13 protein-coding genes and 1 pseudogene are annotated in these 11,328 nt (G+C 36.2%); 2 read left to right on the top strand and 12 right to left on the bottom strand.

The window, feature by feature from the left end:
- Nucleotides 1-32: 32 nt before the first annotated feature.
- The 12 genes and pseudogenes from ACTNEP_RS18660 to ACTNEP_RS18605 all read right to left on the bottom strand — a co-directional run bounded on the left by ACTNEP_RS18660 (nucleotide 33) and on the right by ACTNEP_RS18605 (nucleotide 8,998).
- The gene (locus tag ACTNEP_RS18660; RefSeq protein ID WP_441163474.1) at nucleotides 33-275 is read right to left on the bottom strand and encodes a ferredoxin; all 243 of its coding nucleotides are present in this window, start codon (nucleotides 273-275) and stop codon (nucleotides 33-35) included.
- A gap of 17 nt (nucleotides 276-292) precedes the next feature.
- Nucleotides 293-1,267, bottom strand: a complete 975-nt coding sequence (locus tag ACTNEP_RS18655; protein WP_441163492.1) for an NAD(P)/FAD-dependent oxidoreductase — start codon at nucleotides 1,265-1,267, stop codon at nucleotides 293-295.
- Nucleotides 1,268-1,367: 100 nt separating this feature from the next.
- Nucleotides 1,368-1,667: an SDR family oxidoreductase gene (locus tag ACTNEP_RS18650; protein WP_441163473.1), complete on the bottom strand. Its 300-nt coding sequence runs from the start codon at nucleotides 1,665-1,667 to the stop codon at nucleotides 1,368-1,370.
- Nucleotides 1,615-1,737: a hypothetical protein gene (locus tag ACTNEP_RS18645; RefSeq protein WP_441163472.1), complete on the bottom strand. Its 123-nt coding sequence runs from the start codon at nucleotides 1,735-1,737 to the stop codon at nucleotides 1,615-1,617. Before ACTNEP_RS18645 ends, ACTNEP_RS18650 begins: the two co-directional genes overlap by 53 nt.
- A 23-nt stretch (nucleotides 1,738-1,760) precedes the next feature.
- Entirely contained in the window at nucleotides 1,761-1,907 is a 147-nt protein-coding gene (locus tag ACTNEP_RS18640; protein WP_441163471.1) for a hypothetical protein, read from the bottom strand.
- 77 nt (nucleotides 1,908-1,984) lie between these two features.
- Nucleotides 1,985-3,247, bottom strand: a complete 1,263-nt coding sequence (locus ACTNEP_RS18635) for a cytochrome P450 family protein (protein ID WP_441163470.1) — start codon at nucleotides 3,245-3,247, stop codon at nucleotides 1,985-1,987.
- A 359-nt stretch (nucleotides 3,248-3,606) separates the two neighbouring features.
- A complete protein-coding gene (locus tag ACTNEP_RS18630; RefSeq protein WP_441163469.1) occupies nucleotides 3,607-4,317 on the bottom strand; it encodes a DUF4982 domain-containing protein in 711 nt (236 codons plus the stop codon).
- Nucleotides 4,318-4,576: 259 nt separating this feature from the next.
- Complete coding sequence (locus tag ACTNEP_RS18625; protein WP_441163468.1) at nucleotides 4,577-5,662, bottom strand: glycoside hydrolase family 2 TIM barrel-domain containing protein; 1,086 nt, start codon at nucleotides 5,660-5,662, stop codon at nucleotides 4,577-4,579.
- Between the two features lies 1 nt (nucleotide 5,663).
- Nucleotides 5,664-5,825 (bottom strand): annotated as a pseudogene (locus ACTNEP_RS18620) (sugar-binding domain-containing protein); the annotation flags it as partial.
- 2 nt (nucleotides 5,826-5,827) lie between these two features.
- Complete coding sequence (locus ACTNEP_RS18615; RefSeq protein ID WP_441163467.1) at nucleotides 5,828-6,061, bottom strand: hypothetical protein; 234 nt, start codon at nucleotides 6,059-6,061, stop codon at nucleotides 5,828-5,830.
- Between the two features lie 718 nt (nucleotides 6,062-6,779).
- Nucleotides 6,780-7,277 (bottom strand): LURP-one-related/scramblase family protein, encoded by a 498-nt coding sequence (locus ACTNEP_RS18610; protein WP_441163466.1) that lies wholly within the window; start codon nucleotides 7,275-7,277, stop codon nucleotides 6,780-6,782.
- Between the two features lie 272 nt (nucleotides 7,278-7,549).
- Nucleotides 7,550-8,998 (bottom strand): carbon starvation CstA family protein, encoded by a 1,449-nt coding sequence (locus tag ACTNEP_RS18605; RefSeq protein WP_441163465.1) that lies wholly within the window; start codon nucleotides 8,996-8,998, stop codon nucleotides 7,550-7,552.
- Between the two features lie 396 nt (nucleotides 8,999-9,394).
- On the opposite strand from ACTNEP_RS18605, the gene ACTNEP_RS18600 reads away from it, so the two are divergent.
- Together ACTNEP_RS18600 and ACTNEP_RS18595 are read left to right on the top strand one after the other, a co-directional pair.
- A complete protein-coding gene (locus tag ACTNEP_RS18600; protein ID WP_441163464.1) occupies nucleotides 9,395-9,997 on the top strand; it encodes a TetR/AcrR family transcriptional regulator in 603 nt (200 codons plus the stop codon).
- Nucleotides 9,998-10,095: 98 nt separating this feature from the next.
- Nucleotides 10,096-11,049, top strand: a complete 954-nt coding sequence (locus tag ACTNEP_RS18595; protein ID WP_441163463.1) for an SDR family NAD(P)-dependent oxidoreductase — start codon at nucleotides 10,096-10,098, stop codon at nucleotides 11,047-11,049.
- Nucleotides 11,050-11,328 lie beyond the last annotated feature (279 nt).

Raw genomic sequence — 11,328 nt, 5'->3', positions numbered from 1 at the left:
TTCTAAATCCTTTAAAATTATTAAAGGATTTTTCAATCGTCATTTAATTCAAACGGATGGTTTGAGACTTGAACGGACTCAGATGGACAGCCCTCAAAAGCATCCTCCATATCTTCCCATAACTCATTTGGAATGGGACTAGTTCCCTTATTATCATCTAGGATCACGTACGCAATCCCTTCGTCATTTACATCATAAATATCTGGAGCAACATCCGCACATTCTCCGCAAGCTATACATGTTTCTTGATTAACTTTTGTGTACTTAACTGTCATGTTTTCCTCCTTCACTACTATTTGGCTTCCATTAAACTTGTACTGTGCATAGGCTGAACCCTTGAATTTGGTTCTACTAAGACTTTTGCATTACTTACTGCAGTTGCTGCTTCTCCAAATCCAGTTGCAATTAGATTTATTTTTCCATCGTAAGTACATATATCTCCTGCAGCATATATTCCTTCTATATTTGTTTCTAATTTTGAATTTACAACAATAGAATTTTTTTCTATTTCAAGTTGCCAACTTTTTATTGGACCTAATGAAGAAACAAATCCATAATTAACTAAGACTTCGTCTGCATTAATAATTTTCATTTCATTACCTTTTACTTGCTGTAGAATAACTTTTTCTAATGATTGTTCTCCATCGAATTTTACTGGAATAAAAGGAGTAGCTAACTCAACAGTTGATTGTTTTAATTTTTCTACACTATGCTCATGTGCCCGAAACTTATCACGTCTGTGTACAAGCGTTACTTTTTTGGCAATGGGCTCTATCATTAATGCCCAGTCAACTGCAGAATCACCACCTCCGAAAACAACCACTTCTTTATTTGCAAAACGTTGCATATCTTTTACATAATAATGAACATTGTTCTTTAATTCATATTCCGTTACATCAATCGGCAATTTCCTTGGTTCGAAAGCTCCATTTCCAGCTGTGATAATAATAGATTTGGTATAATGTGTTTCATTGTCTGTTCGTAATATAAAATAATCCTCTATTTTTTCGACTTCTTCTACCGTTTCTCCAAGGCAAATATCAATTTTGTCTTTAAATATATTCATTTGCTGTTGTAAATTATCCACTAGATTTTGACCAGATATTTTCGGAAAACCTGCAATATCATAAATAAATTTCTCTGGATACAAAGCTGCAAGTTGACCTCCAAGTTGTGGCAGGCTTTCTATGATTTTTACAGAAGAGTTTCGCATGCCACCATAAAATGCAGCAAACATTCCGGTAGGACCACCACCAATAATTGTCATATCTACTACTTTATCATTCAATTCATGTCCACCCTCTTTTTCTTTATTTAGTTCTTTTATTGCTGTTAATCTACTATATTTTTGCTACTGGGAACCCCAATCACCATCCATCATTAATTCTTCGCCAGTAACAAAGTTGAGATTCATCTGATGCTAAATACAAGTAAGCATAAGCAATATCATTTGCATTTCCAGCATGAGGTGGTAATAGCATTTGATTAGTGAATGCCTTTCCAAGTTGTTCTTGTGTTCTCACACCATGTTTCTTAGCGACACCTATGAAAATAGCACCCGGATACACGGAGTTCACACGAATATTATCCTTGGCATAATTGACTGCAGCACGTTTAGATAAAGGAACGAACTCCTCCTTTTGCAGCACAATATGCTGCAGCTCCATTATCAGCGCCTCCCACAATTGCTGCTAATGACACACAATTAATAATGGAACCATATCCTGATTTTTGCATATAAGGGATCCACTAATCTCCAGTTATCTTCTGAAGTTTACATCTAATTTAACTGTATAAACATTCTTACTAATCTTTGAAACTTCTTGCTCTAACTGAGGGGTAGCAATATCTGTAGCAACCACTTTTGCCTCTTCATTATGAAATAATTCAACCGCCGCTAGCCTCATGCCATTTGCTGCACCCGTGATATCACAACTTTATTGTCCATCTCCCCATAATTATTCTTCCTTATAAATAGAAACTATTATTTAAAGGTAACAGGCAGAGAAGATAAACCTTGGGCAGCTAATTTAAATTCCCATTGGATATCCTCGCGTGGGATACCTAATTTTATCTCTGGCATTCGTTCTAATAGTGTTGTAAATGCGATATCTCCTTCCAATCGTGCAAGTGGTGCACCTAAACACATATGTACACCGTGTCCGAAGGCTACATGACGTTTAACGTCGCGCGTCAAGTCTAATTCTTCTGAGTCGTTATAAACATTGCCGTCTCGATTGGCTGACTTCAATAATGGAAAAAGCACATCTCCTTTTTTGATTGTTTGACCACCGAGGACTAAATCTTTTTTTGCATAACGTGGACCAGCTGTCGTAGAAGGACCGTGGTAACGTAATAATTCCTCAACTGCATTGGGGATTAAGCTTTTATCTTGTTTAAGCATCTCTAATTGGTCTGGATGATCTAATAAGATGAGCATCCCTGTTGATATCAAGTTGGTTGTCGTTTCATGACCAGCGAATATTAGTAATTGCACTAATGATAATAGCTCTTTTTCATCTAGTTTATCACCGTCTTCTTCTAAACTAATTAATTCACTTATTAAATCATCTTCTGGATGGTTGCGTTTATCAGCAATTAGTTGAGTAAAATATTCGGTAAAAGATGCTACACTTTCTTTCACTTTATCATCTAATCGGCCTACGCCAAGCCCTGTAGCAATAGCTTCAGACCATAGATAAATTTGTTCTTGGTGTAATGCGGGGACTCCAACCATGTTGGAAATTACTTGAATTGGTAGTTTATATGCATAATCTGTGACAATATCCATTTCACCTTTGCCTTGAACTTGATCAAGCAATTCGTCTGCAATTTCCTGAACAGTTGGACGGAGATTTTCCATATATTTTGGAGTGAAAACTTTAGAAACTAAGCGGCGCAATCTACGATGGTCAGGTTCATCAAGCGCATTCAATGAATTTGCTAGGAAAAGTTGTGAGCCTGTATCATCTGTTGTATTTGTTAAAGATTGTTTTATACTACTATCTTCATTAATATTTGATGGATCTACACAAAATAACGATTGATCTTTCAATACTTTCTTTACCTCGTCCATTTGTGTAACAATCCATGTTTGTTGGTCCGCAGCCCCAATCTGCATTGGGATGGGTCTAACTGCTCCTTTCTCGCGTAGTTCCGAAAATACATAGAAAGGGTCAAAATCGCTCCTGCCGGCTAGCACTTTTATGACTTCTTCTTCCGGTACTATTGGATATGTTTGTTTCATTGAACATCTTCCTTTCACAGCATTTATTTTTAACAACATTGCATTAGAATTGATTATAACAATCTAGTTTTAAAAACATAACGTCCAAAAGGGCAATATACACTTGCCCAATATATCTAATTTATAACTAGTTCTTTTGACAGGTAATTGCTATAAATTTTAGACGTGTGTTCGATCCTTTAATGAAGTGACTGATAAAAAATGAGTGGTCCCCTTAACTATCTATAGATTGTTGGGACCACTTGTTTATATTAGTTCAGTTTAAAACGTTTGATCCGTTTTCTTAACTCTTCCGACATTTTGGCTAAATGAGATGCAGCACTGTTTACTTAGGTATTCCTTTTTTAACTTATAGCTCATCAATAGTCAGTTATTTTTATATTTATAGTTGCATCTGGTAAACCATTTACTTTCACCTGGAGTGATGCTACACCAGTCTCAGTAGATGCTCTTACAACAGCTAATAATTTTCCATTATGTGAGGTGAATCTACCTGTCGTATAATTTTCTTCTGTTACACGTTTACCTGTTCCAAATGCAACCAGCATTGCAGGACCTTGTACTTCTGCTTCAGCTTGTAAGGCTGCTGTTGGCACTAAACGTCCTGCACTATCTACTATTTCTACTTCCGCAAAAATGAGTGACTGTCCATCCGCTTTTAAAGCTACTTTATCAGGTTTAATCTTAATGCCTTTTGGATCCCCTGACGTTGTTACTACATCTTTAGATACCACTTTATTGTCAGTATAACTAATTGCTTCTAATGTTCCTGGTTCATACGTGAGTTCAAAGCTAGCAGTCAGCCGATGCTTTCTACCAGCAGGTTTTCGGCCTAAGCTTTTTCCGTTCAATATTAACTCTACTTCTTGTGCTTGTGAGTACACCTCAACTGTTAACCGCTTGTTTTCATAACCTACCCACGTCCACGCATTCTGACGATATGGCCAACCAAATCTCCCCAAGACTTCTACTTTTTCATGATTTGCAGGATGCTCTGATGCAATATATGTTTCATTCGATCCCCACAAAATACGACGATAGGCTAGTTGTGGGCGTTTAAAGCCACACAAATCGATATCTGCCCCTCCCGCAAGTCTCCAAGGGAAATTTGCCAAATGAAGATAACGATAAGCACTTTCGATATCATCTGTTGGCTCATAATATTCTTGCTTACCGATACCAGCCTCTCCGATATAGTCTATACTCGTCCAAACGAAGTCACCGATTAAATATGGACGCTTTTCTACTTCTATCTAATAATCAAACATTTCTAATGGCTTACTTTCTGTTGAACAGATCACACGGTTTGGATACCTTTCATGTGTACCATCATAATAACTTTGCAAAATAATTGTAGCCAACCACATCTAATGGTGCAACAAATGGTTCTGTATAGTCCCACCATACATTCCGACCATGTTCTGCATCTAAATTAAACAATCCACCAGCTTGATTTTTATCTTTACTTTTCATAAGATCCATGAAGAATTTGTATTGATCCTCATCATCCAGTCCATTAAAGAATGAAGGTATGGAGTTAGTAACAAATCTTGTTGCATCTAATTCTCTTACATAATCTGCAAGTTTGTTTGACCATTCATAACCGTTCGATAATCCTCCACGCTCTAATACTTCATTTCCGGTGGACCACATAATCACAGAAGGATGATTGCGATCTCTTTTGATAAATGCTTCCATATCCTTTTGCCAATGGTCTTTAAAATATTGACTATAATCATGTGTATTTTTTTCCATTGTCCAAACATCAAATGCTTCGTTAATAACAAGTAGTCCTAAACGATCACACGCATCAAGTAAATCTCTCGACATCGGATTATGTGCAAAACGTATTGCATTAAATCCATTCTCTTTATGGATTTTCATGCGTCGATACTCACTATCTTTAAAAGAAGCAGCACCTAAGATCCCGTTATCATGATGTACACAACCACCTTTTAAATTCACTGTTCTACCATTCAACATGAAACCATTTATTGGATCAACGGAAATCTCTCTGATCCCAAATGAAGTAGTATGTTGATCAATAATGTCACCTTTATCAACTAATTTACTTTGAACCTTGTATATATTGGGATGATCAATATCCCATCGTTGAACATGACGAACAGGGATGAGTACTTTGCCTGTGGCTACTTCACCCGCCGGTACATGGACTTTTACTTTTCCTGTCCCCTTGCTATCTGATACATTTTCCGAGTTAATCTCGATCTCAACCCATATATTTTTGGATTCATTTTCAAGATTTTCTATCTCTGTTTCCACCTCAACAAATGCTGTATCTCCTTGGATATGCGAAGTATAGGCAAAAGTTCCCCCAAGGTACGATATGTGTCTTTGGCGCAGATAATAAGTTAACATGACGATAGATTCCTGATCCTGTATACCATCTTGCATTTAGTTGTGCATCATTTTTTACTATTATAGACATTCGATTCTCTTTGTCATATTTAATATATGGTGTAATATCGATATAAAATGGTGTATATCCATTGTGATGTTGGGCTAATTTATGTCCATTTAACTCCACCTTCGCATTCATATGGACACCATCAAAGGCAACTAAAAACCTTTTTTCTTTATCTTGTTCTGAAAAAACAGCATTTTTGTATACGTTCCAATTCCACCTTCAAAATAGCCAGCATCTTTACCACCTCTAGCATCAGGTGTTGGATCTGTACCAATCGTAAAATCATGTGGTAAATTAACGGTTTCTTTATTTCTATTCATGCCTGGAATGGAAGAACGCTCTCCAAATTGAAACTCCCAGCCTATGTCTATGTTTTGACTAAACATCTCCTATCTCCTCTTTATTTCTTAGTTATTTTTGAAAGGTTAATTTAAGTGTAATCAATTTATTTCACCTTTTATTGTGGTTTCGTTCTATTTTTATAACTTCTGTATTTATCCTTTAAAAGAACGATTTACATGGATCAGTACGGATTCCTTTATTTTTAGACACGAAAAAAAGCGCCTAAACGAGTATGTAACCCGCTTAGACGCTCCCGTCTTATCAACGATCTTAAGTACCGGTGGTCGGATCGAAATAGGTCTTTAAGTGTTGATTTTCCAACATTTATTTCCTACTTGAACACAATCATTTGATATAGTATGACTTCTTCTGAATAAGGAATTACCTTATTCAGTATTTGCCCAACTGATAAACTTTCTCTAGTTTTACGCACTCCTCAACAAACGCTTCCGGTTTACCGTTATGCATACTCGCTATTTTCTATTATTTTACTTTTGCTCATCATGTCCTTCATATACATTCACCCTTTCAATCTTATCTAGGTGTATATTAAATCTACAATATGAACTTTTATATAGGAGGTTAGATAATTTTCGTTCATAAAAAAGAAGCATCTTTGCACTTCTTTTTTATCTGTTATATATGATACAACTCATAATACTTACAACCTAAACGCAAATACAGAGACTGCAAATTTTATTCCGATTCCCTTGTTCTTATATTGATGCTAACTCAAACTAGCTTTTACCTGCATTGCTTATGTCACTGTGTTGTCGCTGAAGAAGTTGCTGCTTGGTCAGCCTTCACACAATCAATGGTGATTACGAGCGCAATAATGATCGTCTCCATCTCTTCGTTCAGGACTTGAACCTTGTAGCTATCGCCCCATGTGAACCATTCTTTATTCACTTTGCCCACGACTTCCCCATATTGAAAAATTTCAAAATCCATATCCCACCAGTTTCCCTGTACTTCTATCCCCGCGACGTCAATAGAATACCGTGCTTTTAGAAAAGAAAGCTCTTTATTAATCGTTAATACCTCTTGACCGTTCACCTCCACATAAAACTTCGGCAGGAAGCTGAACACCTTTTTCGAGATAAGCGCGACCTCTTCTCCTGCTGTATTCAAGATGGAGAATGTTTTAGGAATTTTCATAAAACTTCCTTCCACATAATAAGCATCGTTCTCCTGCTGGTCCTTCACCGTAAATTTGTCGTTTAAACTAAACATTTTCTGTTTTATATACAATTGTTTCAAGATAAAAACTCCTGTCTTTTTATGAGGTAATCATTGATTTTGAGTTAATTAATATTACTTTATATACGATTTTAGCCACTAGGAGGTTTCATATCATTATATAGGAGAATGATAGCTACATCTCTTTATCTATTTTGTTTTAATATTGATTAATAAGAAACAGAGTTATTTGGTAGAAAGGACTACGAAATAACTCTGTATTTATTCCAATAGATTTAGATGGTAGATTATTAACTTCACCGTTATCTAAATGAGGATAGCAATCTCCATTGCTATCCTACTCTCAGTTCCGTATCTGCATAGTTGCTGGCTCTTTTCTGTTTAATAAGTTGCCATACAAACCAAGCGAGTACAGCCAACCAAATAACCATTCCTAAAATCAGAGAAATACCATAATCAAGGTTAAAGCCTTCTGGTGCATAGAAGAAATACGTACTTACTACTGCTGTCATGAACAAAGCTGGAATACTACAGATCCAATGAAACTTGTTATTTTTCACTAGGTACATGGCTGCTGTCCATAACATCACCGCAGCAACAATCTGATTCGTTCCACCAACATAGCGCCAGAGGAAGCTATAATCAATTGTAGTGAGATATAACGTTGTTGCAGTCACAGGTATTGTAAGCAAAGCTAATTTCCCTTTCCCATTAAAGTCTTTCTTTGTCAGTTGAGACAATATTTCCGCAAGCATCATTCTAGAAGAACGTAATGCTGTATCACCTGTGGTAATCGGGAGAACAACAATACCTAAAATGGCGATGAACCCACCAAATGCACCTAATGTTGTTATACTGACTTCATTAACGACCCCAGCTGGACCTCCTGCATCCAGTGCTGTTTGCAATGCACCCGTACTACCAAAAAAGGTCATCCCTGCTGCTGCCCAAACCATCGCAATGACGCCTTCACCAATCATTGCTCCATAAAAAACTTTTCTACCTTCACTTTCTTTTTTTAATGTACGAGCTAAAATGGGGCTTTGTGTACTATGAAAGCCAGAAATCGCCCCACAGGATATGGTTACCATTAATAATGGCCAAATAGGCAGTTCCCCAGGGTGTAAATTACTTAATGTTAAATTTGGGATTGGATGATCAAAAAAGAAGAACATTCCAATACCGATAGAGACAGCCATGAAAATTAAAATAGCTCCAAATAGAGGATACACTCTTCCTATTATTTTATTAATTGGTAGAATCGCTGCAAGTATAAGATAAGCAAAAATAATCACCAACCAAGTCGAAGTGTTAAGTGGTGTGATTTGCGTAAGTAACTGGGCAGGTGCTGCCGTAAATGCTGCTGCTACCAACACCATTAATATAATCGACACAATCGTTGTAACAAACTTCATTTTACCGCCCAAATATTTACCGACAAGTGTCGGAAATTGAGCTCCTTTATGTCTAAGCGATATCATACCCGAAAAGTAATCATGTACCGCCCCAGCAAAAATACAACCAATAACAATCCATATAAATGCTACTGGACCATATAATGCGCCCATGATTGCACCAAATATCGGACCGGTTCCAGCGATATTCAATAGCTGAATTAAACTCGCTTTCCACCAACTCATTGGCATATAATCAAGGCCATCGTTGTTTGTATAGGCAGGTGTTGAATTCTGGTCATTAATGCCAAAAATCCGTTCAACCACCTTCCCGTAAACGATATAACCAACAATTAATAATACAATAGATGCTAGAAAAGTAACCACCGCTGAACCCTCCTTTTTCAAAAGTGAAACATTACAATAATATAGCGAATGGAAGGAAAAATCAATGGACTTTTCTAAATTTTTAGACATTTCCCACTTTTTTAATAGGTAACCTGACATTTTAATTCAATTATTCTTTGATATAACCGATTAGCGGAAGCTCGTTTATTTTGTTTACATTGGTTTAGTCTAACGAATCATTCATAAACATTAATTCGGAATAAAATCCAAAACAAGCAGAAAGTTATGATAGGATAAAAGGAGATCGTGAAGGAATGTCCTTAAAATAACGGGACAGGTTAGTTGAATAAACGATATTAACGCTAAGAAAGTATCTATAAGTAATTTATGGTATAATGTCTTATCATTATGCATTACGAAAGAAGGTATGCACCATTGAATTCTGATAATTCTAAAAAAACATTCCAACGGGGAAGACCAAGAAGTAGTGATGTGGATAAACGTATTATTGATGCAACACTAACTCTTCTTGCTGAAGTTGGTGTTGAAAAAATTAGTATGGAAACTATTGCTACCAAAGCTGGAGTTGGTAAGAGTTCTATTTATCGGAGATGGAAAAATAAAGATGACTTAATTCTTGCTGCATTGGAACAGTTGAAACCAGAATTTAATATCTCTATAGAAGGGAAGTTAGATGATGTCTTATTTGAACTCTCACGAAATTTCACAGAGCAAATGAATAACCCGCTTGGTAAACAAATGCTCTCCCTTCTAATGTCAACATTATCAAGTAATTCACAGATTTCCGAATCTTATTGGGAAAACCATTCACTGCCTAAAACAAAGGAAATTTCAAATTTGCTTCAAAAATATCTTGAGGAAGAGAATCTTCGTAAAGAAGTAAATTTAGATCTAGTTTCCGAATTTTTAATTGGTTTTATTATTTATCAACTTTTACTCAAGCCCTCTACAACAGATTTAGAACCTCATTTAAGGGCTGGGATTGACATGATTTTGAACGGAATAAAGGAAAAATAATTTTAACCTTGCATGTAAAGCGAGGTTTTTTTATTGACATATACGATACGATACAGTATCGTATTATATAAGAAAGTATTAATAGGGAGGAAAATCTTATGACAAAAGCTAAAAAGACAGTGATTATAACTGGGGGGAATACAGGATTAGGGTATGAATGTGCTAAAGTGATTGCAAAAACTAATAATGATTGGCACATAATTTTGGCTTCACGAAATAAAGAAAGGGTAAATACAGCTGCCAAAGAATTGATTCAAACAACAGGGAATCAACATATCTCAGGAATGGTAGTGGATTTAGCCTCGTTCTCATCCATACATCATTTTGTTGATCAATTCACTAAATCTGATCTTCCACCTTTGCATTCCATTATTTGTAATGCAGGTGTTCAATTTGTACAAGGAACTCAAGCTACTGTTGATGGAATTGAAGCAACATTTGGAGTTAATCATCTCGGTCATTTCTTACTTGTAAGATTATTACTTAACCAGTTTCAAGACTATGGCTCTATTGTTGTTGTAAGCAGCGATACCCATGATCCACTTATGAAAACAGGTATGCCTGCACCAATTTATCTTCACCCTAGTATTATGGCTAATCCACAAAAATCGGATGAATCATTAGCAAATCTTTCATCTCTTAATAGGGGGCAAACACGTTATACAACCTCGAAGCTATGTAATCTCTATTTTAGCTACGAACTAGCTCGACGTATTGAGAAAGCCAATCAATTAATTACTGTAAAAGCATTTAATCCAGGAATGATGCCTGGAAGGGGCTCTAGTTTATCTAGAGATTACAATCCTATCCTTAAATTCATGTGGAATAATGTACTACCACTAATGCGTTTCTTTCGTTCAAGTATACGGACTACGCAACAATCTGGAACTGATCTTGCGAATTTAATATTGAATAAACGTTTTTCTAGCAGTGGACAATACTTTGATGGACCAAAAGAAATACCATCTTCAAAGGAATCTTATGACATTGGCCGTGCTAAAGAGCTATGGAGCTGGAGTTCCAATATACTTGGTTTAAAGGAGAATATTTAGATTATATAAAAGAAGAGGGCGTTTGTGATGAACGCCCTCTTCTTTTGTATAATTCTATTTTCAGGTTTATGGATGGCACTTCCATAATCACACAGTTGTTCCAGATGGGAGAAGTTCCGTTTCCAACATTAAAATATATCGACAATTCGGGCCGAAAGTTATATCGCGCAGGTTACAATTCCGGTTCCAGTTGGTGCTGGCTACTTAAGTTTTCTTTCAGCATTCCCAATCCCTCCAGTGGCTTTCATATGTCATATATTTTGAGTTTATAGAGAAGGC

The organism is Gracilibacillus sp. HCP3S3_G5_2 (assembly GCF_052063305.1).
In the GTDB taxonomy this organism is placed as follows: Bacteria; Bacillota; Bacilli; order Bacillales; family Amphibacillaceae; genus Gracilibacillus.
Note: the sequence above shows the minus strand (reverse complement) of the source record. Positions and strands in the feature narration are given on the sequence as shown.

Bases quoted from the DNA above. Each gene is read 5' to 3' on its own strand.
- ACTNEP_RS18645 (WP_441163472.1), bottom strand. From the start codon at position 1,737: ATGCAAAAATCAGGATATGGTTCCATTATTAATTGTGTGTCATTAGCA.
- ACTNEP_RS18650 (WP_441163473.1), bottom strand. From the start codon at position 1,667: ATGGAGCTGCAGCATATTGTGCTGCAAAAGGAGGAGTTCGTTCCTTTA.
- ACTNEP_RS18635 (WP_441163470.1), bottom strand. From the start codon at position 3,247: ATGAAACAAACATATCCAATAGTACCGGAAGAAGAAGTCATAAAAGTG.
- ACTNEP_RS18640 (WP_441163471.1), bottom strand. From the start codon at position 1,907: ATGAGGCTAGCGGCGGTTGAATTATTTCATAATGAAGAGGCAAAAGTG.
- ACTNEP_RS18655 (WP_441163492.1), bottom strand. From the start codon at position 1,267: ATGACAATTATTGGTGGTGGTCCTACCGGAATGTTTGCTGCATTTTAT.
- ACTNEP_RS18595 (WP_441163463.1), top strand. From the start codon at position 10,096: ATGACAAAAGCTAAAAAGACAGTGATTATAACTGGGGGGAATACAGGA.
- ACTNEP_RS18625 (WP_441163468.1), bottom strand. From the start codon at position 5,662: ATGCAAGATGGTATACAGGATCAGGAATCTATCGTCATGTTAACTTAT.
- ACTNEP_RS18660 (WP_441163474.1), bottom strand. From the start codon at position 275: ATGACAGTTAAGTACACAAAAGTTAATCAAGAAACATGTATAGCTTGC.
- ACTNEP_RS18615 (WP_441163467.1), bottom strand. From the start codon at position 6,061: ATGTTTAGTCAAAACATAGACATAGGCTGGGAGTTTCAATTTGGAGAG.